A 20,904-nucleotide genomic window follows, 5' to 3' on the forward strand; every position below is an offset into this window, starting at 1 on the left:
AGCAGGGGCAAGCCTTTTTTGCTTACTTTTTGTGGCGTTTGACAAAAAGTGAGCCGCCGTAAGGGCGGAAAGGTGATTGTGCATCACCCTTGGTATTGGATATGTGCATGGCTTTCGAATCTCGCTTTTGAGGGATTCGGACATATCCATTTTCGCGGTGCGACCACCGACTGTTTCGGCCTTACGCCGACTCACTTTTTTTCAGACGCCAAAAAAAGTAAGCAAAAAACGCTTGCCCCTGCTTGGGCCCTCCGCTGCGCTACGGGTCCCCTCCTTCCGGCGCCGCTCAACGGGCAGACGGCACCCGCTATAGAAGCCTGCGGGTTACCGTCTCTTCGGCCTGCGGCCTCGGCCCTTCGGGCAGCCCATTGATCGACGCCTCCAGTCGGCCCGGGCGCTTTACGGGGCATACAATCAAGATCAAAAGCAAAATCAAAAGCCAGAGCAAAAGCCAGATCAACAGCAGATCAACAGCAGGTCACAGGCCAGGTCACGGGCCAGGTCACAGCCTGGATCAGCCTGGATCACAGGCTCGCCGCCTGCCCGCTGGCGCGGGGGGCGCGCACTGGGCGATAATTGCCACCTCCTCCGCCCGCGAGCCCCGTCATGTCCGACTCCAGCTTCCCACCGCAGGTCGACCCCGACCAGATCAAGATCACCCGGCTGTTCCCCACGCCCATCGCCGCGTTGCAACACCCGGACTTCGAGCACCTCAACGAACGCCTCAAGGCGGTGATCCTGGCGCGCAGCGAGTCCCACCCCGGCACCCAGCATAGCAACCTGGGCGGCTGGCAGTCGGACGACGGCTTCACCGACTGGGCCGGCGAGCCGGGCGCGCAGTTGCTGGCCTTCGCCCAGGAGTTGGCCAACCAGCTGTCAGCCGTCAGCTCGCCGGAACATGGCCTGATCGAGGCGCACCTGAAGTGGAACTACAGCGCCTGGGCCAACATCAACCGTCGCGGCCACGCCAACGCCCTGCACGGCCACCCCGGCTCGTTCTGGTCCGGGGTGTACTGGGTGGATGACGGCGGCCGCGCCGATGATCCGGCAGTGGGCGGTGAACTGGAGTTCGTCGACCCCCGCGGCATCACGCCGATGCTGCTCAACCCGGCGCTGCGCATGCGCATCGAAGGCTGCCTGGGCGCCGGCGCAGGCCACGCCCACACGCCGCAAAGCGGCACGCTGCTGATGTTTCCGTCCTGGCTGCTGCACTCGGTGCGGCGCTACGAGGGCGACCGCCCGCGGATCTCCGTGGCGTTCAACTTCTCCATCTGAGCGGGCGCCCGGGCCATTCGGCGCCGGGCGGCTTCCTTAGGAAAAGTCCTACATAAGTCCTGATCTCTGCGCGTGACAATGCCGGCTTCTTGAACGCACATTGGAAGGGAGGCCACATGAACAGGGCTTATCTGCAAGTTGCCTCGCTCGGCCTGGCGCTAGTCACACCCGCAAGCTGGGCCAGCGAGCTGGACATCACTGCCGAGTTCATTCCGCGCATCAGCTCGCCCGGCAACGTCAAGTTCGTCAACACCACGCCGTTATCAGGCTATTGCGGTGACAACAACGCCAACTGTCGACCCGGCGATTTCACCATCATGTTTCCACTGACCATCGAGCGCACCTGGGTGAACCCAGGCCCTCTCGATGGGCACAATTACCAGCGCGTCGACGGCGACTGGAAGACCGTCTACGTCAGCCAGGATGGCGGCGGGCCAACCGTGCCCGTGCGCTTTCGCCTCAACCTGCTGGCCCGGCGCTACAACCTGGGCACGCTGATGCCAGGCGGCACCCCGGGCAGCATCAGTTTCATCTCCAACCTCGCTGGCCGCTATGGCGCGACCAGCGGCGGTTGCCAGGGACGGGTCGGCGCCGGCAACGGCATCTTTTATAGCTATGCCTGGAGCGTGCCCCAGGGCACCGTGACCTGCACCCGGGAACCGGCCAACGACCTGCTCGGCCCCTATGCGGGAACCCTCAGCGAGGTGTCCGTGGGTTACGAACTCGAAGCCCCCAACCCCTTCGCCCTGGGCAACGGCACCTACCGCGGCACCTTGCGCTACAGCCTCGGGCCAGGCAGGCAGATCGACCTGGGTAACGGCCGCTATAACGAGGATCAGATCAACTTCAATTTCCAGCTCAAGGTACAACACGAACTGCGCGTCGACTTCCCCGACGGCAGCGACCACGCCGTGCTGGAGCCCGATGGTGGCTGGACCCAATGGCAGCACGGCGGCCGGGCGCCCACGAGCCTGCGGCGTACCCACCCGTTCCTGATCTGGGCCTCGGCACCGATGAAGATGTACCTCAAGTGCGAGGCGACCATCGGCAACCAATGCAGCATCCGCGAACCGCTCAGCGGCCACCAGGTGCCCATCGTGGTGGCCGTGACACTGCCGGGCGAGGTGCGCCACAACGGCGCCGTGGTGCAGCAACTGCCACTGCCGCTGGGCGAGGCCCAGGCGCTGCAGTTCCAGAACGTGGCCATTGCGGCGGGGCGCCAGGCGCGCCTGCACTATGGGGTGGAACAGCCCTACGTAGCGGCGATGCTGCAACATCCCGGCCGCCAGTACAGCGGCGACGTGACGATCGTCTTCGACGCCCAGCTGTAGCACGCAACTTGGGAATTGCCCTACAGACGCAGGCCAGCTTTCCTGTCCAGAATGCTGCTCTCAAGTTTTCCCTCTCCGGAGGCTACGATGTGGCGGGTTCAATCGGTAGGTTGGGGGCTGGCAAGCCTGTTCAGCGCGTATTGCCACGCCAGTGAACTGGAGGTGACAGCCGAGTTCATCCCAAGGGTCACATCGCCCAGCAATATGAAATTTGTCAACACCACACCGGTCACGGGGTACTGCGCCACCCACGCCAATCATTGCCGGCCCAATGATGTGACCTTGGTGTTCCCCCTGTCCATCGAACGCCAATGGATCGTCCCGGGGCCTATCGAGGGGCACAATTACCAACGGGTGGACGGGCGCTGGAGAAGCGTCCTGGTCAATCATGATCGCAGCGCAGCCAGCATTCCGTTGCGCCTGCGCCTCAACTTGCTGGCACGACGCTATGAGCGTGGTGTGCTTGCGCCAGGGGGGAAAGCGGCGGGCATCGCCAGCGTCGGCAACAGCTCGGGGAGCTATGGCGCCAGCACCGGTGGTTGCCTGGGGCGAACAGGGAACGGCACAGCGTCCTTGTACGATTTCGCCTGGACGGTTCCCGCCGCCTGGGCAACCTGCACACGCAGCCCCAAGACCGCCCGCATGGGGCCCTATGCGGGCAGGGTGGACCAGGTGTCGGTCGGCTACGAGCTCGAGGCGCCAAACCCGTTCGCCCTGGCCAACGGCACTTATCGCGGCAGCCTGACCTATACCCTGGGTCCAGGCCAGCAAATTGACCTGGGCAATGGCCGCTACAGTGAGTCCGAGGTCACCTTCAATTTCGTCCTGTTGGTGCAGCATGAACTGCGAGTGGACTTTCCCGCAAACTCGCACCGTGTTGTCCTCGAGCCTGCTGGCGGCTGGCCACGCTGGCAAGGAAGCAGCCAGATACCGCCACAGCTGGAACGCGTGCACCCGTTCCAGATCTGGACCTCCCTGCCCATGAAGGTCTACCTGAAATGCGAGTCGCCGATCGGCAACCAGTGCAGCATCCGCGAGCCCATCAGTGGCCACGCGGTACCGCTGGCGGTCGCCGTGACTTTGCCGGGCAATATCAACCATGGCGGCAAACCCGTAAAGCTCCTGCCCTTGCCGGTGGGCGAGGCCCAGGCGCTGGCGTTCCAGAGCGTAGCCATCACCAAGGGCGGCCCGGGGCGCTTGCACTATTGGGTGCAGGCCCCACACGTGGCAGCCATGATGAAAAACACCGGCCGCCAGTACAGCGGCGACGTGACGATCGTCTTCGACGCCCAGCTGTAACTGCGGCGCACTTTGCCAACCGCCAACGGTCGGTTATAAGACGTGATCGCCATTGCAGGTGCAGGTGCAGCCCCATGAAACCCATCGGCCAGTCCGGCTACGTGCGCGTGCGCGGTGCTCGCGAGCACAACCTCAAGAACGTCGACGTCGACATCCCGCGTGATGCCCTGGTGGTGTTCACCGGGGTGTCGGGCTCGGGCAAATCGTCCCTGGCTTTCGGCACGTTGTACGCCGAGGCGCAGCGGCGCTACTTCGAATCCGTGGCGCCCTATGCGCGGCGCCTGATCGACCAGGTTGGGGTGCCGGACGTCGACGCCATCGACGGCCTGCCACCCGCCGTGGCCCTGCAACAGCAACGGGGCACGCCTAGCACCCGTTCCTCGGTGGGCAGCGTGACCACCCTGGGCAGCCTGGTGCGCATGCTCTATTCGCGCGCCGGGCACTACCCGGCGGGCATGGGCATTTTGTACGCCGAGGACTTCTCGCCCAACACGCCCCAGGGCGCCTGCCCCGAGTGCCATGGCCTGGGCCGGGTGTACGAGGTGAATGAGCAGACCTTGGTGCCCGACGACTCGCTGACCATCCGCGAGCGCGCCGTGGCCGCCTGGCCCACCGCCTGGCAGGGCCAGAACCTGCGCGACATCCTGGTGACCCTGGGCTATGACGTGGACATCCCCTGGCGCGACCTGCCCCGCGAGCAACGCGACTGGATCCTGTACACCGAAGAGCAACCCACGGTGCCGGTGTACGCCGGCTTCACCCCGGCCGAGACCCGCCAGGCGCTCAAGCGCAAGCTGGAGCCCAGCTACCAGGGTACCTTCACCGGCGCCCGGCGCTACGTGCTGCACACCTTCACGCACTCGCAGAGCGCGCTGATGAAAAAGCGCGTCAGCCAGTTCATGCGCGGCGCCCTCTGCCCGCTGTGCCAGGGCAAGCGCCTGAAGCAGGCGGCGCTGCAGGTGACCTTCGCCGGGTTGGACATCGGCGAGCTGTCGCAGATGCCGCTGGCGCGCCTGGCCGAGGTGCTCAAGCCCCTGGCGGCCCACGGCCCCAGCGCCAGCGCCGGGCTGTCGGTGGAAAAGCAGCTGGCCGCGCAACGCCTGGCCCATGACCTGCTGCAGCGCCTGCACACCCTCACCGACCTGGGCCTGGGCTACCTGGCGTTGGAGCGCAGCACGCCGACGCTGTCGTCCGGTGAGCTGCAGCGCCTGCGCCTGGCCACCCAGCTGAACTCCCAGCTGTTCGGGGTGATCTACGTGCTCGACGAGCCCTCGGCCGGCCTGCACCCGGCCGATGGCGAGGCGCTGTTCACGGCGTTGCAGGGCCTGAAGGCCGCCGGTAATTCGCTGTTCGTGGTGGAGCACGACCTGGAGACCATGCGCCGCGCCGACTGGCTGGTGGACGTCGGCCCTGCCGCTGGCGAGCACGGCGGCACCGTGCTGTTCAGCGGCCCGCCCCATGGCCTGAGCGATATCGAGGAATCGCAGACGCGCCTGCATCTGTATGGCGGCGCAGTGCCGGTGCCCTTCCCTCGGCGCCCGGTGCGCGACTGGCTGAAGCTGGCCGACGTCACCCGCAACAACCTGCACCAGCTGGCGATGGCGTTCCCGCTGCACGCCTTCACGGCTGTCACCGGCGTGTCCGGTTCGGGCAAGTCCAGCCTGGTCAGCCAGGTGCTGCTGGAGCTGGTGGCCGCCGCCCTGGGCCACGCCCTGCCCGATGAAGAAGAAGGCCAGGACAACCCGCTGGAAGACGCGGCGCCGGTGACCGAGTCAGGGCATATCGTCGACGGCATGGCCGCCATCCAACGCCTGGTGAAGGTCGACCAGAAACCCATTGGTCGCACCCCCCGTTCGAACCTGGCCACCTACACCGGCCTGTTCGACCAGGTGCGCAAGCTGTTCGCCGCCACGCCCCAGGCCCGCGAGCGCGGCTTCGACGCCGGGCAGTTCTCCTTCAACGTCGCCAAGGGCCGCTGCCCGCAGTGCGAGGGCGAAGGCTTCGTCAGCGTCGAGCTGCTGTTCATGCCCAGCGTCTACGCGCCCTGCCCCACCTGCCACGGCGCCCGCTACAGCCCGCAGACGCTGGAGGTGCAATGCCTGGGCCTGAACATCGCCCAGGTGCTGCAACTCACCGTGGACCAGGCCTGCGCGGTGTTCGCCGAGCAGCCGGCCATCAGCCGTGCGCTGACGGTGCTGCGCGACATCGGCCTGGGCTATTTGCGCCTGGGCCAGCCGGCCACCGAGCTGTCGGGCGGCGAGGCCCAGCGCATCAAGCTGGCCACCGAACTGCAACGCGGCCAGCGCGGCGCCACCCTGTACGTGCTGGACGAACCCACCACCGGCCTGCATCCCTGCGACGTCGACCGCCTGCTGGCGCAGCTCAACGGCCTGGTGGACGCCGGCAACACGGTGATCGTGGTGGAGCACGACATGCGCGTGGTCGCCCAGAGTGACTGGGTGATCGACATGGGGCCGGGGGCTGGCGACAAGGGCGGCACGGTGGTGGCCAGCGGGCGCCCGGAGAAGGTGGCGAGCGCGAAGGCCAGCAAGACCGCCCCCTACCTGGCCGCAACGCTTGCAAACACCCCCCCGTAGCAGCTGCCGCAGGCTGCGTCAGACTGCGACGCCGTCTGCCTGGGGATGCGCGGGGCGCTCGGACGCGGCCTGCGGCCGCTGCTACAGAATCGTGCAACGCTTACCTGCTGCGTCAGGCTACAACACCGTCTGCCTGGGGATGCGCGGGGTGTTCGGACGCGGCCTGCGGCCGCTGCTACAGAATCGCGCAACGCTTACCCGCGTAGCAGCTGCCGCAGGCTGCGTCAGGCTGCGACGGGGCCTGCCTGGGTACAGGGCAGGGATTTGCGCTGAACTCCTGGCGCCGCGCGCCAGTCGACTGTGCACGCCCATTGCCCGGAGAACGGCATGCACATTTCCCTGCAACATCAGGTCGCGCTGGTGACCGGCGCCAGCTCTGGCCTGGGGGCCGGGGCCGCGCTGGCCCTGGCCGAGGCCGGCGCCGCGGTGGTCATCAACTACAACCGCCATGGCGAGCCCGCCGAGCAGCTGGCCGAGCGCATACGCCAGCAGGGCGGCAAGGCCATCGCCGTGCAGGCCGACGTGTCAAAAGAGGACCAGGTGCAGGCCCTGTTCGCCCGCACCGTGGAGACCTTCGGCGCGCTGGACATCCTGCTGGCCAACTCCGGCCTGCAGCGCGACGCCGCCACCGTCGACATGACCCTGGCCGACTGGAACCAGGTGCTGGAGGTGAACGTCACCGGCCAGTTCCTCTGCGCCCGCGAGGCCCTGCGCCAGTTCACCCGCCAGGGCCCGCGGCCTTGGGTGTCGCGGGCGCTGGGCAAAATCATCCACATGAGCTCGGTGCACCAGCTGATTCCCTGGGCCGGCCACGCCAACTACGCCGCCTCCAAGGGCGCGGTCGACCTGCTGATGCGCAGCATCGCCCAGGAAGTGGGCGGCCAGCGCATCCGCGTCAACGCCATCGCCCCGGGCGCGGTGCGCACGGCCATCAACCAGGACACCACCGAGGGCGACAACGCCAAGCGCCTGCTGGAACTGATTCCCTATGGCCGCCTGGGCGAGGTCGAGGACGTGGCCAACGCCGTGGTCTGGCTTGCCTCCGATGCCTCGGACTACGTGCACGGCACCACCCTGTTCATCGATGGCGGCATGAGCCTTTACCCAGGATTCAAAGACAATGGCTGAACACAATTCGCAGCGCCCCATCCAGGCCCACGGCATCATCGGCGACATGCGCAGCGCCGCCCTGATCGCCGACACCGGCGCGGTGGACTTCTTCTGCTGGCCGGATTTCGACAGCCCGTCGATTTTCACCGCACTGCTGGACACCCCCGAGGCCGGGGTATTCGAACTCGGCCCGGTGCTCCCGGACGCGCGCCGCCAGCAGATCTACCTGCCCGATAGCAACATCCTGCAGACCCGCTGGATCGACCATGACGCGGTGGTGGAGATCACCGACCTGATGCCCATCGGCGAGACCGCCGATGACCTGCCGCGCCTGGTGCGGCGCATCCGCGTGGTCAACGGCAGCGCCCAGGTACGCATGCGCTGCCGGGTACGCCATGACTACAGCCGCGCCACCAGCACCGCCCGGCAGGACGGCGACAGCGTCTGTTTCACCGCCGACGGCCAGCCGGGCCTGCGCCTGGCGTCCTGCCAGGCACTGAGCGCCACGGGTGACGGTTGGGCGTTGGCCGAGTTCGAACTGGCCGAGGGCCAGTGCGCCGAATTCATCCTCGGCGCTGACGACGACCCGCTGGTGCGCGCCGGCCAGGGCCTGAGCTGCTTCGAACACACCCTGAAGTTCTGGCGCGACTGGCTGCGCCAGTCCCACTACCAGGGCCGCTGGCGTGAGATGGTCCACCGCTCGGCCCTGGCGCTGAAGCTGCTGACCTCACGCAAGCACGGCGGCATCATCGCCGCCCCCACCTTCGGCCTGCCCGAGCAGGCCGGCGGCGCGCGCAACTGGGATTACCGCTACACCTGGATCCGCGATGCCTCGTTCACCGTCTACGCGTTCATGCGCCTGGGCTTCAGCGAAGAGGCCAACGACTACGTGCGCTGGGTGCGCGCGCGGGTCAGCGACTGCTGCCAGGAGAAGGTCGACCTGCACCTGATGTACGCCCTGGACGGCCGCCAGCAGCTACCGGAGAGCGAACTGCCGCACCTGGCCGGCCACGGCGGCGCGCGCCCGGTGCGCATCGGCAACGACGCCTACACCCAGACCCAGCTGGACATCTACGGCGAGCTGCTGGACGCGGTGTACCTGGCGAACAAATACGGCGAGGCCATCTCCCACGAAGGCTGGACCAATGTCTGCACCCTGGTGGACAAGGTGTGCGAGCGCTGGCAGAGCAAGGACGTGGGCATCTGGGAGATGCGCGACAACCCGCAGCACTTCCTGCACTCGCGGCTGATGTGCTGGGTGGCCCTGGACCGCGCCCTGCGCCTGGCCAACAAGCGTTCGTTGCCGGCACCCTTCGCCCGTTGGGACGAGGTGCGCCAAGCCATCCACGCCGACATCTGGGACAACTTCTGGGACACCGACGCCGGGCACTTCGTGCAGCACCTGGGCAGCCGCGACGTCGACGCCGCCTTGCTGCTGATGCCGCTGGTGCGCTTCGTCGGCGCCAGCGACCCGCGCTGGCTGGCGACGCTGGCAGTGATCGAGCGCGAGCTGGTGCGTGACGGCATGGTCTACCGCTACCGTAGCGGCGACGGCCTGGACGGCGAGGAAGGCGCCTTCACCGCGTGCAGCTTCTGGTACGTGGAGTGCCTGGCGCGGGCCGGCCGGGTGGAGCAGGCGCACCTGGAATTCGAGCAGCTGTTGCGCTACGCCAACCCCCTGGGCCTGTACGCCGAGGAGTTCGACCGCCAGGGCTGCCACCTGGGCAACACCCCCCAGGCGCTGTCGCACCTGGCGCTGATCAGCGCGGCCAGCTTCCTCGACCGCAAGCTGGGGGGCCAGCGTACGCATTGGCAGCCTTGATGCCAGGGGCCCTGGGGCATGACGAATTGTGCATGCGCAATGAAGTTTTTCATTCAGGCAGGCGCAAACGCGCGGAAACAGCCATAATGGCATGCATCACATCCTGATACTTATTTGTTTCCTATTCTGAAAAGACCGGATCAAGGCAAGTTCGGGGAATTTAATCCGGTCCTGTGCGTCTCAATCCCGACCCAAACGTCATAAGTGGACTCACTGACCCAGCAAGGAGCAGCACATGCTGATACTCACCCGTAAAGTAGGCGAGACCATCGTCATCAACGACGACATCAAAATTACCATCCTGGGCGTAAAGGGGATGCAGGTCCGCATCGGCATCGACGCGCCGAAGGAAGTCCAGGTTCACCGCGAAGAGATCTACAAACGCATTCAGGCCGGCAGCCCTGCCCCCGAAAAAGAAGACCACAACCACTAAGGTCTCCTGCGTTCCCGCCTTGCCGCCTGGGCCTTAGGCCCAGTCGCACGTCTTCCAAGCACCCACAGCGCTGAAGGTGCCCCTGTTCACTCAGGGCAGCGGCCGTGTGTCCGCAAGGCTGCGCTCGGGCATCAATGCCTGCTCGAGCTTGTCGGCCAGCTCGTCGTCACGGAACGGTTTCTGCACCACCAGCGGGTCCTGCCCCTCGAAGCCGCCCATGTCCGCATAACCGGTGATGAACACCACCGGCAGCCCGGGGAACACTCCCCTCGCCACCTGCGCCAACTGCGCGCCGTTCATGCCAGGCATGGCGTAGTCGGTCACCAGCACATCCACCTGCTCGCTCAACACGTCCAGCGCGGCCTGGCCGCTGGCGGCTTCCAGCACCCGGTAGCCCAGGCGCGCCAGCAGCTGCGCGGTCAGCTCGCGCACCTGGTGGTCGTCGTCCACCAGCAGCACCGTGCGGTCGCCACCGCTGAGCGGGCGCTCGACGCTGGCGGCAATGGCGGCCGCCGGCCGCTCCACATGCGCGGCCAGGGCCGGCAGGTAGACGTCCACCGTGGTGCCCTGCCCCGGCGCCGTGACAATGCCCACGCCGCCGCCCGACTGCTTGGCGAAGCCGAACACCTGGGCCAGGCCCAGGCCCGAGCCCTTGCCGATGTCCTTGGTGGTGAAGAACGGCTCGAAGGCCTTGGCCAGCACCTGGGCGCTCATGCCACTGCCGGTGTCGCCAATCGATAGCACCACGTAGGCGCCCGGCTCGGGGTCCTGGGGGTGCTGCGCCGGGCGCTCGACGATTTCATTGCGGGTGGCCAGGCGCAGGGTGCCGCCCCCGGGCATGGCGTCGCGGGCGTTGATGGCCAGGTTGAGGATGATCATCTCGGTCTGGGTCGGGTCGACCAGGGCGCTCCACAGGCCGTCATCGGTGTGGGTCTGGATCCAGATGCTGCCGCCCAGGGTGCGCTGCAGCAGCTCGAACATGCCGAACACGGTGTCGTTGAGGTTGACCGGAATCGGTTCCAGCCGTTGCCGACGCGAGAACGCCAGCAGCTGGGCGGTAAGCTTGGCGCCACGCTCGCCCGCCTCGCGAATGTTGTGCAGGCGGCTTTGCACCTTCTCGTGCACCCCGCGTTCCAGGTCGCGGGACAGGAAGGTGGCGCTGGTGAGGATCACCGTCAGCAGGTTGTTGAAGTCGTGGGCGACGCCGGCCGTGAGTTGCCCTACCGCCTCTAGCCGCTGCATCTGCTGCAACGTGGCCTCGATGCGCTCGCGCTCCTTGATCTGCTGGCGCAGCTGTTCGTTGGCCGCAGCCAGTTCGTCGAGCACCATGCGTTCGCTGGTGATGTCACGCACCGCTGCATACATCAGCTCTTCGTCGGGCACGATGGTCCAGGACAGCCAGCGGTAGTCGCCGTCGGCGTGGCGCATGCGGTTGACGAAGCGCGTGGAGACATTGCCGCTGGCGATGTTCTCGGTTTCGCGCACCGTGGCGCCGATGTCGTTGGGGTGCACCAGCTCCCACAACTGCATCTGCCCCAGGGTCTGCCGCGACCAGCCCAGGGCGTCTTCCCAGGCCGGGTTGAGGGCGATGGGCGACATGTCGAAGCGCATCACCGCCAGCAGCTCGCGGGACAACTCCCAGGTGCGGTCGCGCTCGCGGGTGCGTTTTTCCACTCGGTCGCCGAGCAGCTCATTGAGGCGCTGCAAGGCTTCGGTGGCTTGTTTCTGCTCGGTGATGTCCTGGATCACGCCGGTGAAGCGCACGCACACCAGGCCCTCGAAGAACGCCCGGCCACTGGTGGACAACCAGCGCTCGCCGCCGTCGGGCAGCAACGCGCGGTATTCAGCCTGGTAGCCGACGTTGCCCTCGGGCGACATGGCCTGGGCCATCCTGGCCTCCACCAGCGGGCGGTCCTCGGGGTGGCAATGCTCAAGGAAGTAGGCAATGTCTATCGGCGTGGATTCAGGAATGCCGTACAGCGCCCGGCAGCGCTCGTCCCACAGCAGCAGGCCGGTGACTGGCGACAGGTCCCACACGCCCATCTGCGCGGCATCGATGGCCAGGCGCGCGCGCACTTCCACCTGCTGCAGGTTTTCCTCGGCGCGCACCCGCTGGCGCCGTTCGTCCACCTCGGCCAGGGCGCGCTTCACGGCCTTGGGCAGCAGGCTCAGGTTCTGCTTGAGCACGTAGTCGATGGCGCCCAGGCGCATCATCTCCACGGCGTTTTCCTCGCCGAACACGCCGGAGAGGAAAATGAACGGGGTTTGCGGGGCGATCTCCCGCGCACGCTGCAGCACCTGGGCCCCGGAGGACCCCGGCAGCAGGAAGTCGCACAGAATCAGGTCGAACACTTTGGTGCGCAGGACCTGCTCGGCACCCTGGTGGTTGAACACCAGTGTCGATTCGATCACCAGGCCGGCTCGCTCCAACGTGAGCAAGCTCAGTTCGGCGTCGCGCGGGCTGTCTTCGATCATCAGCAATTGCAAGGGCTTGGACAGCATACGCAGGTGTCGTTCTCGCTTGGTGTAGACCGCTAAAGGTTCAGGTAGGGCGGCGCTGCAAGCGCAACGACCCCGGCGGTGGCTCGTTGAGCACGGCCCAGAATATGCCCAGGTCGGAGATCGCCGCGACGAACTCCTTGAACTCCACGGGCTTGACCACGTAGGCGTTGACCCCCAGTTCATAGGCGCGCAGCAGGTCGGGTTCCTCGCGCGACGAGGTCAGCATCACCGTGGGAATGCTGCGCAGCTCGGCCGTCTCGCGCACCGCCTTCAACACTTCCAGGCCATCGACCTTGGGCAGCTTTAGGTCCAGCAGCAACACCGCCGGGTTGCCCTCCAGGCGTTCGGCATGGGCGTTGCGACGAAACAGGTAGTCCAGCGCCTCGGCGCCGTCACGCATGACGATCACTTCGTTGGCCAGCTGGCTGCGCTCGAGCGCCACCAGCGTCAGTTCCAGGTCTCGTGGATTGTCTTCCACCAGCAGGATGGGTTTAAGCATGTGCAGCCTCGGTAAAAAAATTCAGTCTTGGGGGCTGGCCGCGGGCCGGGGCAAGGCGAAGCTGAAGGTTGCCCCTTCGCCCAGGCTGCCCTGGGCCCACACGCGGCCGTCATGGCGTTCGATGATGCGGCGCACGCTGGCCAGGCCGATGCCGGTACCCTCGAACTCTTCCATGCGGTGCAGGCGCTGGAACACGCCGAACAGCTTGTCGACGTACTGCATGTCGAAACCCACACCGTTATCACGAACATAGACCACGATTTCGCCCAATTGCTCCTCGGCGCCGATCTCGATGATGGCCGGGGTGCTGTCGCGGCTGTACTTGATGGCGTTGCTGATCAGGTTGCGCAGCGCCAGGTGCAGGAACGCAGCGTCAGCCACCACCCGCGGCAGCGCCTGGATGCGCCATTGCACCTCGCGCCCTTCGTAGTCGGGGGCCATTTCCAGGCGGATGGCCTCCACCAGCGCGCCCAGGTCGACGTCGGACAGGCGCAGGGCCGCGCGGCCCATCTGCGAGAAGCTCAGCAGGTTGTCCACCAGGCTGCCGGCGAAGCGCGCCGACTCGCCGATGTGGTCGAGGAAGCGCTGGCCGCGCTCGGAAAGCTTTTCGCCCTCGAAGTCGCCCAGCAGCTCGGCGTAGCCGGCGATATGCCGCAGCGGCGCGCGCAGGTCGTGGGACACGCTGTAGGAGAACGCCTCCAGCTCCTTGTTCGAACGCTTGAGCTCGCCGGCCAGCTGCGCCAGTTCCTCGGCCTTGCGCAGCACGATGCCCAGCACCGCGGTGCGCAGCTCGGCCACGCCCTCCACCTCTAGCGGGTCCCAGGGGGTGGAGAAGCCTTTCACGGTCTGCTGCCAGCTGTCGAAACTGTTGCGCGGGGTCAGCACGCCGCTGGCGCTGACCGCCTTCGCCGGCTGCCCGGCCCAGGTCACGGTACGCGCCTGCTCGGGCTTGAACCAGATCAGGTAGTGGGAGTGGATTTCCGAAATCGCCACGGCCAGCACGCCACCCACGTGGACGGCCAGGCCCTGCAGGCTGGAAATGTCGCGGCCCACGTTGTCACTGTGGAACACCGTGCCGCCGCCACGCTCGGCCAGCCACTCGGTGAGTGCCAGCACCAGCTCCTGGGGCGGGGTCTGGCCCACCAGGTCGCAGGTGGACGAGGTGATGATGGCCGCTCCCTTAGCCTGGGCGAAGCCCAGCAGGGTGTCGCTGAGCGCCAGGGCGCCCTCGCGCACGCTGTCGCGGTCGGCCATGGCCGACAGCAGCTGCACGATTTGCTGGCGCACGCCCAGCAGGCGCTGGTTGCGCACGTGCAGCTCCATGGATTCGATCTGCAGCGACAACACGCTGCCCAGCAGCTCGCAGGCCGTACGGCTCTGGAAGCGCACCGGGCGCGGCTCGGCGTGGTGGCAGGAAATAAGGCCCCAGAGCTTGCCGCCGACGACGATGGAAATCGACATGGACGCCAGGGTGCCCATGTTGCGCATGTACTGCAGGTGCACCGGCGACACGCTGCGCAAGGCCGCGTGGCTGAGGTCCAGCGGCTTGGCGGTGACCGGATTGAGCTGCGGCAACAGCGCCGCCGGCACGTAGTTGGCGTCCTCGATCACGCGGATGCGGTTGGCGCAATACAGCGCCCGCGCCTGGGGCGGGATGTCCGAGGCGGGGAAACACAGGCCCAGGTAACTGGGGTAGCCCGGGTCGGCCTGCTCGGCCAGCACCAGGCCGTTGCCTGCCTCGTCGAAACTGTAGGCCTTGACCCGGCCGAATCCGGTGATGCGCTTGACCTCGGCAACCGCCTGGGCGCACACCTGCTGGATGCTCTGCGCTCCCTGCAACTGGCCAATGAAGGTACGCACCAGCGGGTACAGGCTGGCATAGGCGGCCAGCACGTCGCTGGCGGGCTCGAATTCGGCGATCAGCACACCGTCGAAGCGGTGCACCATCAGTGCGATTGGCGGGCCGTCATAGGTGCCCACGGCGAAGCGCACGTCCGCCACGTGCACCGGCTTGTGCTCCTCGCTGGCGCGCTCGGCCAGCAACCGGACTACCTGGGCGCCGTTGTGCAGCAACGCCGGCAACGCCTGCCCCAGCCACCACGGGGCGGGCTCGCCCAGCCAGTGCTGGATGTTCTCGCTGACCTGCAGCACCACCAGGCTCTGGGGGTCGAGCACCAGCATGAAGCCATGGGGCTGGATGCTGCCCGGCAGGTGGATGCGCTCTTTCGCGCAGTTGTCAGTGGCCTGGGCCAAGGCAGCTGAAGTGTCGCCGGATGTCAAAGAAGATCTCCTTATGCGTGCCGATCAATCCGGTACGGAAATGGCACGAATCATGGTCATCCGCTTATAAATCAAACAGACAGTCAGGACTCAGACAGCACAGTAGCAAATTCTATCGCGTTGCCTTGGAAAAAACCTCTACAGACGTTGTACAACCCGCCACCCCGTCGCAGCAACTGTCTTGACATGGCGTCGTCTGCATCGCGACTAAAGTCGGCTCCTACGCAGTACGTGGTAGGAGCCGGCCTTGGCCGCGATGCAGGCGACGCGGTCCATGGGGTATCCGCATTCGCGCAGCCCATTGGCGGCGTCAGGGTACGTGACGCAGCCTTCGGCAGCTGCTGCGGGGGTCACATCCCTTTCGCCACCAACTCCTTGCCGTAGCTCACCAGCCAGCCGCGCACCTGCGGCGTGGTGCCGGCCTTGTCCGCCAGGTGATGGGTGTTGTTCGACACCCAGGTCAGCCGGGTGTAGCTGTTGCCATTGCCATCGCGCACGCCGTACATCATGCCGCGGTGGCCGCCCAGGTCGACGTTGGCCAGTTCCTTGATGGTGGTCACCGACACGCCCTTGAGCACCATGTCCTGCAGCAGCAGGTCACCGTCCGGGCAATGCAGGTAGCGGCGCAGGCCGTTCAACCCGGCATCGGTGGCCACGCCCATCTTGTACGACGCCTGCACCTCGCACTGGCGTGTCAGGCTCAGGCGCGGCGCCTCGTACAGCCCCGGCCCGTTGGCGCGCTTGCGCGCCGGGCGCTGGGCCTGCATTTGCGCCAGGCGCGTGGCCATGCTGGCGTTGTCCACGGTTTCCACGTAGCTGCTGGGCTTCCTGCGCTGGCGCAACTTCTCCGCGATCAGCGCCCGCTCCTCGGCACTGGGCCCGCTGCCGGGGCCGCTGCTGGCGCGCAGCAAATGCGCGCTGGTCATGGCCGACTCCAGGTTGTCCTGGTCCTTCAAGGGAATGTCATAAATCGAGATTTCGCGGTTGCCTTCGGCCACCGTCGGTCGCTCGAGCGGCGCGGCGTGGCCAGACAGCGCTACCACCACCGGGGAAAACAATAGGCCGCAGGCCAGGGCTTTGCTGGGGGTCATGGTTTCAGTCCTTGAAACACGGGGGCTACGCATTGGATCAACACGGCCGTGGAATCGTTTTACTACAAACAGGATAAATGGGGAATGCGGGGCGGGGGGTGATTTGGGTCAAGGGTGGGGAGCGCTCAGCCTGGCACCCTGCCCCCGCTTTCTCCGTAAACCGTCAGCTCACCAAAACCAATACGGCAAGAACTTCGGCGTTGGCTCCACCGCCAGCTCCAGCTGGTAGGTACTGGCATTGAACAGGAACGCATCCAGCCAGAGGAACGCCACCAAACCGAACGCCAGGGTGATGAACTCCCGGTGCGCATGCCCGGCCAGCTGCCTGGCCAACAACGGGCGCGCCAGTGCCAGGAGCAGGCAGCCGCCGATGACTACCGGGTAATTGGGCTGCAGCGGCGTGGCCGCAACCTGGTTGTACGCCACCACCACCAGCAACATCGCCAGCCCCACCAGCGGCAGGTTCAGGCAGAAACGAAGCAAGCCGCGCCGCGCCCTGGCGAACTGCCCGTCAGCGTCGACGAAGATGTAGGCGGCCAGCAGGGCAATGGCCGGAGTAATCGAGAGGATGTAGCGCGGCTTCTTCGAGTTGGGGATGGTGAAGAACACCAGCAGCGCGAGCAACCAGGCCGCGAGGTACAGCAGCAACGCCGTATCCGCTTGGCGCGGTGCGGCCAGGAAGTGCCGCCAGCGCTTGAAGATAACCTGCAAGGCATAGAACACCGTCACGCCATAAGTCAGCAGGCCAGCGCTGAAATAGAAGTAGTAGCGCGGCGCGTGGGTATTGGCCACGCGCCCCAGGCCTTGCATCATCAGCACTTCCATCATGAACGCCCTGCCCCCTTGCACATAGGCCGCCCACGTCAGCAACGCCACGCCGACCATCAGGGTCAGCCCCGCAACCAACAGGAAGTAGAACAGCGTTCGCCATTGCCGGCTCAACGCATAGTAAGCCGCCACTACAATGGTGGGCCCAATAAGCCCCACCGGCCCGCGAAAGATAAAGCCCAGCGCCAACGCAACCCCTATCAGCGGCAGTTGCGCCCGCACCTGTTTCATATCCGCGCGGTAAGCCAGGTAAAAACCCATGAGTGTTACCAGCGCCGGGTAAACATCCAGCGCCAAATAACTCACGCCATCGAGAAACGCCCAGGTAAATAATGAAAACAACACGCCATAGGCGCCCCAGCGCTTGTCGTGCAGCGCCCCCAGCTTGTAGACGAACACCAGCATCAGGGCGCCTGCGATGCACACGGGCAGCCCCATGGACAGGATCGACAAGCGGCCAAATGGCAACGAGGCCAGGTACACCAACAACGTATTGGCAATGGTGTAGTCAGGATACGGCTGCAAGTCATCGGCGATGGGAAACAGCGTCAGGCCGTGATGCAACATATAGTCGGCGAAGTCGACAAAGCGGGTGGTGTAGTTGAGGACGGCGGGTTTGTATTGCAGCGCCATCAATACAACGAGGCTGATCAGGAAGATGCTCCTGCCAGGCCGCTGGGCGACCTGCCTGGTTAAAACGTCCATGGTGCGGGTATGCCCCCAAAAAAATTGGACGATAACATGGGGAAAACAGGCGCACCATGAACGGTGACTGTCTTGTTACAAAGTAAAAACAGAGCGTCAGAAACAACAAAGGCCTGCCAGCACAGTGTGCGGCAAGCCTTTGTATGGAGTTGGTGCCCGAAGCCGGGGTCGAACCGGCACGTCCTTACGAACGGGGGATTTTAAGTCCCATGCGTCTACCAATTTCGCCATTCGGGCGGTAGCGCGGTGTTGCTTGCAACAAGGGATTTCAAGTCCCCTGCGCTGGCTGTGTAATAACCATCGAAGTCATCAGGCCATACAACAGCGAGCCGTTGAATATATACATCCCCCCCTGATCACGCAACAACCATCAGGGGCTTTCCAAGACAAAATATTACACTGCCCTGGAAATAAAAAAGCTCTGTAGATCAAGGATCTACAGAGCTCGTTTATAATGGAGGCCGAGGTCGGAATCGAACCGGCGTAGACGGATTTGCAATCCGGAGCATAACCACTTTGCTACTCGGCCTCAAATGTGAAGCAACTTTACAACCGCTGCTCCACATGTAAAGTGGAGCGGGAAACGAGACTCGAACTCGCGACCCCGACCTTGGCAAGGTCGTGCTCTACCAACTGAGCTATTCCCGCGTCGTGTTGATGGGCGCCATTCTAACGATTTAAAAATCGCCGTCAACCCTTTGATTCAAAAAAGTTTTATTTATTTTCAGAATGGCTGTTCAGGTGCGGCCACGCAGCGCGCAGGTAGTGCGCCATGGACCACAGCGTCAGCGCCGCCGACACCACCAGCAGGCCATAGCCCAGCAGCACCCAGAAGGTAATGGCCGGCGGGTTGGCCAGCAGGATCACCAGCGCCAGCATCTGCGCAGCGGTTTTCCACTTGCCCAGGTTGGACACCGCCACATGGGCGCGCGCGCCAATCTCGGCCATCCATTCGCGCAGCGCCGACACCACGATCTCGCGGCCGATGATCACCGCCGCCGGCAAGGTCAGCCACACGTTGTGGTGGGCCTGCACCAGCAGCACCAGGGCCACCGCCACCATCAGCTTGTCGGCCACAGGATCCAGGAACGCACCAAAGGGTGTGCTCTGCTCCAGGCGACGCGCCAGGTAACCGTCCAGCCAATCAGTGGCGGCGGCAATGGCGAAGACCGTGCTGGCCGCCGCGTAACTCCACTCGTAAGGGAGGTAGAACAGCAGGATGAAAAACGGAATGAGCAGGACGCGCAGAACGGTAAGCAGGTTCGGGATATTCATCGGCACAACTGGCGGCTGGGTGAGTGGGGCATTCTACTCGCTGTGCAGATTCGCATAAATCGACTCCGCCAGCTTTTTGCTGATGCCAGGGGCTTTGGCAATTTCTTCGATGCTTGCACGAGACAGCTCCTGCAAGCCACCAAAATGTTTCAACAAATCGCGTCGACGCTTCGGCCCCACGCCCGCCACCCCTTCCAGGGTGGAGGTGCGCCGGGTCTTGCCGCGCCGGGCCCGGTGGCCGGTGATAGCAAAACGGTGGGCTTCGTCGCGGATCTGCTGGATCAGGTGCAGCGCCGGCGAATCACCCTTCAGGGTGAATTCGTGGGCCACGTCGTTCAGGTACAGGGTTTCGAAACCGGCCTTGCGGGTGGTGCCCTTGGCCACGCCCAGCAGGATCAGGTCCGGCACCGCCAGCTCTTCGAGCACCTCGCGGGCCATGTTCAGCTGGCCCTTGCCGCCGTCCACCAGCAGCACGTCGGGCAGCTTGCCCTCGCCGTCCTTGAGCCGGCTGAAGCGCCGGGTCAGGGCCTGGTGCATGGCGGCGTAATCGTCGCCGGCGGTGACGCCTTCAATATTGTAACGGCGGTAGTCCGACTTGATCGGCCCCTCGGGGCCGAACACCACGCACGAGGCCACCGTGGCCTCGCCGCTGGAATGGCTGATGTCATAGCACTCCAGGCGTTGCGGCGGCTCGTCGAGGTTGAGCACTTCGGCCAGGGCGTCGAACCGCGCGGCCACGTGCTGGCGGTTGGCCAGGCGCGCACTCAGGGCCTGCTCGGCATTGGTCACTGCCAACTGCTGCCAACGCGCGCGAGTGCCACGCACCCGGTGGCTGACGCTGAGCTCGCGGCCGCGCAGGCTGTCGATGGCGGCCACCAGGGCCTCGACGTCCTCGGGCACCACGTTGACGATCAGCTCGCTGGGCAGGTCGCGCTCCGAGCTGGTGAGGTAATACTGTGCGAGGAACGCCGACATGACCTCGGCCACTTCCTCCTCGATGCCCACCTGCGGGAAAAAGTTCTTGCTGCCCAGCACGCGGCCGCCGCGCACGCTGATCAGGTGCACGCAGGCGCCGCCCGGGTTGACGAAGGCCGCCACCACGTCGACGTCGCCGCTGCCGCCTTCCATGCTCTGCTGGTCCTGGACCCGGCGCAGCAAGGCGATCTGGTCGCGCAGCAAGGCGGCGTTCTCGAAGTCCAGGGCCATGGCGGCCTTTTCCATGCTCGCCGACAGTTCATTGGTGAGCTGGTGGCTGCGCCCTTCGAGGAACATGATCGAGTGGCGCACGTCCTCGGCGTATTCCTCCGGCTCCACCAGGCCCACGCAGGGCGCCTTGCAGCGCTTGATCTGGTATTGCAGGCAGGGCCGGGTGCGGTTCTTGTAGTAGCTGTCCTCGCACTGGCGCACGAAGAAGGTCTTCTGCAGCAGGCCCAGGCTTTCGCGGATGGCACCCGCACTGGGGTAGGGTCCGAAATACTTGCCCTTGGCCTTCTTGGCCCCGCGGTGAATGCTCAGGCGCGGGAACTGGCCATCGGACAGGAACACATAGGGATACGATTTATCGTCGCGCAGCAGAATGTTGTACGGCGGCCGCCATTCCTTGATCAGCGTCTGCTCCAGCAGCAGCGCCTCGGTCTCGTTGGCGGTGATGGTGGTTTCCACCTGGGCGATGCGCCCCACCAGCGCGGCGGTCTTGGGCGCCAGGCCGGTCTTGCGGAAATAGCTGGCCAGGCGCTTCTTGAGGTTCTTGGCCTTGCCCACGTAGAGCAGGCGCGCCTCGCTGTCGAACATGCGGTACACCCCGGGGCGACCGCTACAGGTGGACAGGAAGGCAGAAGGATCGAAAGGGGTGTCCAT

14 protein-coding genes and 3 tRNA genes are annotated in these 20,904 nt (G+C 65.5%); 7 read left to right on the forward strand and 10 right to left on the reverse strand.

Translation table 11 applies throughout. From position 1 onward, the window contains the following. Positions 1-606 precede the first annotated feature (606 nt). From AC0Z2B_RS26670 to csrA, 7 genes are all read left to right on the forward strand, one after another. Positions 607-1,275: a TIGR02466 family protein gene (locus tag AC0Z2B_RS26670; RefSeq protein WP_476300622.1), complete on the forward strand. Its 669-nt coding sequence runs from the start codon at positions 607-609 to the stop codon at positions 1,273-1,275. A 116-nt stretch (positions 1,276-1,391) separates the two neighbouring features. Then, positions 1,392-2,606: a hypothetical protein gene (locus AC0Z2B_RS26675; RefSeq protein ID WP_476300624.1), complete on the forward strand. Its 1,215-nt coding sequence runs from the start codon at positions 1,392-1,394 to the stop codon at positions 2,604-2,606. A 51-nt stretch (positions 2,607-2,657) separates the two neighbouring features. Beyond that, positions 2,658-3,905, forward strand: a complete 1,248-nt coding sequence (locus tag AC0Z2B_RS26680) for a hypothetical protein (RefSeq protein ID WP_476300626.1) — start codon at positions 2,658-2,660, stop codon at positions 3,903-3,905. Positions 3,906-3,979: 74 nt separating this feature from the next. After that, the gene (locus AC0Z2B_RS26685) at positions 3,980-6,502 is read left to right on the forward strand and encodes an excinuclease ABC subunit UvrA (protein WP_476300628.1); all 2,523 of its coding nucleotides are present in this window, start codon (positions 3,980-3,982) and stop codon (positions 6,500-6,502) included. 327 nt (positions 6,503-6,829) lie between these two features. Next, entirely contained in the window at positions 6,830-7,630 is an 801-nt protein-coding gene (locus tag AC0Z2B_RS26690) for a glucose 1-dehydrogenase (protein WP_476300630.1), read from the forward strand. Next, positions 7,623-9,434: a glycoside hydrolase family 15 protein gene (locus AC0Z2B_RS26695; RefSeq protein WP_476300632.1), complete on the forward strand. Its 1,812-nt coding sequence runs from the start codon at positions 7,623-7,625 to the stop codon at positions 9,432-9,434. Before AC0Z2B_RS26690 ends, AC0Z2B_RS26695 begins: the two co-directional genes overlap by 8 nt. A gap of 235 nt (positions 9,435-9,669) precedes the next feature. Continuing rightward, positions 9,670-9,867 carry a carbon storage regulator CsrA gene (gene csrA / locus AC0Z2B_RS26700; protein ID WP_027979421.1) on the forward strand — a complete coding sequence of 66 codons (198 nt, stop codon included), beginning with the start codon at positions 9,670-9,672 and terminating at the stop codon, positions 9,865-9,867. 90 nt (positions 9,868-9,957) lie between these two features. Here csrA and AC0Z2B_RS26705 read toward each other — a convergent pair whose 3' ends face one another. The 10 genes from AC0Z2B_RS26705 to uvrC form a co-directional block, all read right to left on the reverse strand. Continuing rightward, positions 9,958-12,369, reverse strand: a complete 2,412-nt coding sequence (locus AC0Z2B_RS26705; protein WP_476300634.1) for a response regulator — start codon at positions 12,367-12,369, stop codon at positions 9,958-9,960. A gap of 40 nt (positions 12,370-12,409) precedes the next feature. Beyond that, positions 12,410-12,868: a response regulator gene (locus AC0Z2B_RS26710; protein WP_476300636.1), complete on the reverse strand. Its 459-nt coding sequence runs from the start codon at positions 12,866-12,868 to the stop codon at positions 12,410-12,412. A 21-nt stretch (positions 12,869-12,889) separates the two neighbouring features. Beyond that, the gene (locus tag AC0Z2B_RS26715) at positions 12,890-15,148 is read right to left on the reverse strand and encodes an ATP-binding protein (RefSeq protein WP_476300638.1); all 2,259 of its coding nucleotides are present in this window, start codon (positions 15,146-15,148) and stop codon (positions 12,890-12,892) included. Positions 15,149-15,498: 350 nt separating this feature from the next. Continuing rightward, positions 15,499-16,239 (reverse strand): hypothetical protein, encoded by a 741-nt coding sequence (locus AC0Z2B_RS26720; protein ID WP_416423358.1) that lies wholly within the window; start codon positions 16,237-16,239, stop codon positions 15,499-15,501. Between the two features lie 168 nt (positions 16,240-16,407). Beyond that, the gene (locus AC0Z2B_RS26725) at positions 16,408-17,772 is read right to left on the reverse strand and encodes an ArnT family glycosyltransferase (RefSeq protein WP_476300640.1); all 1,365 of its coding nucleotides are present in this window, start codon (positions 17,770-17,772) and stop codon (positions 16,408-16,410) included. Positions 17,773-17,922: 150 nt separating this feature from the next. Beyond that, a tRNA-Leu gene (locus AC0Z2B_RS26730) sits at positions 17,923-18,009 on the reverse strand. Positions 18,010-18,227: 218 nt separating this feature from the next. After that, positions 18,228-18,301, reverse strand: a tRNA-Cys gene (locus AC0Z2B_RS26735). A gap of 43 nt (positions 18,302-18,344) precedes the next feature. Then, positions 18,345-18,420, reverse strand: a tRNA-Gly gene (locus tag AC0Z2B_RS26740). Between the two features lie 66 nt (positions 18,421-18,486). Next, positions 18,487-19,047, reverse strand: coding sequence for a CDP-diacylglycerol--glycerol-3-phosphate 3-phosphatidyltransferase (gene pgsA, locus AC0Z2B_RS26745; RefSeq protein ID WP_416423354.1), 561 nt, complete (start codon positions 19,045-19,047; stop codon positions 18,487-18,489). 33 nt (positions 19,048-19,080) lie between these two features. Further along, positions 19,081-20,904 (reverse strand): excinuclease ABC subunit UvrC, encoded by a 1,824-nt coding sequence (gene uvrC, locus AC0Z2B_RS26750; RefSeq protein WP_476300642.1) that lies wholly within the window; start codon positions 20,902-20,904, stop codon positions 19,081-19,083.

The sequence above is a fragment of the Pseudomonas sp. GYB4201 genome (assembly GCF_056312595.1).

Coding starts and splice junctions, on each gene's coding strand:
- AC0Z2B_RS26725 (WP_476300640.1), bottom strand. CDS start 17,772: ATGGACGTTTTAACCAGGCAGGTCGCCCAGCGGCCTGGCAGGAGCATC.
- AC0Z2B_RS26720 (WP_416423358.1), bottom strand. CDS start 16,239: ATGACCCCCAGCAAAGCCCTGGCCTGCGGCCTATTGTTTTCCCCGGTG.
- uvrC (WP_476300642.1), bottom strand. CDS start 20,904: ATGGACACCCCTTTCGATCCTTCTGCCTTCCTGTCCACCTGTAGCGGT.
- AC0Z2B_RS26675 (WP_476300624.1), top strand. CDS start 1,392: ATGAACAGGGCTTATCTGCAAGTTGCCTCGCTCGGCCTGGCGCTAGTC.
- csrA (WP_027979421.1), top strand. CDS start 9,670: ATGCTGATACTCACCCGTAAAGTAGGCGAGACCATCGTCATCAACGAC.
- AC0Z2B_RS26690 (WP_476300630.1), top strand. CDS start 6,830: ATGCACATTTCCCTGCAACATCAGGTCGCGCTGGTGACCGGCGCCAGC.
- AC0Z2B_RS26705 (WP_476300634.1), bottom strand. CDS start 12,369: ATGCTGTCCAAGCCCTTGCAATTGCTGATGATCGAAGACAGCCCGCGC.
- pgsA (WP_416423354.1), bottom strand. CDS start 19,047: ATGAATATCCCGAACCTGCTTACCGTTCTGCGCGTCCTGCTCATTCCG.
- AC0Z2B_RS26710 (WP_476300636.1), bottom strand. CDS start 12,868: ATGCTTAAACCCATCCTGCTGGTGGAAGACAATCCACGAGACCTGGAA.
- AC0Z2B_RS26670 (WP_476300622.1), top strand. CDS start 607: ATGTCCGACTCCAGCTTCCCACCGCAGGTCGACCCCGACCAGATCAAG.
- AC0Z2B_RS26685 (WP_476300628.1), top strand. CDS start 3,980: ATGAAACCCATCGGCCAGTCCGGCTACGTGCGCGTGCGCGGTGCTCGC.
- AC0Z2B_RS26680 (WP_476300626.1), top strand. CDS start 2,658: ATGCTGCTCTCAAGTTTTCCCTCTCCGGAGGCTACGATGTGGCGGGTT.
- AC0Z2B_RS26695 (WP_476300632.1), top strand. CDS start 7,623: ATGGCTGAACACAATTCGCAGCGCCCCATCCAGGCCCACGGCATCATC.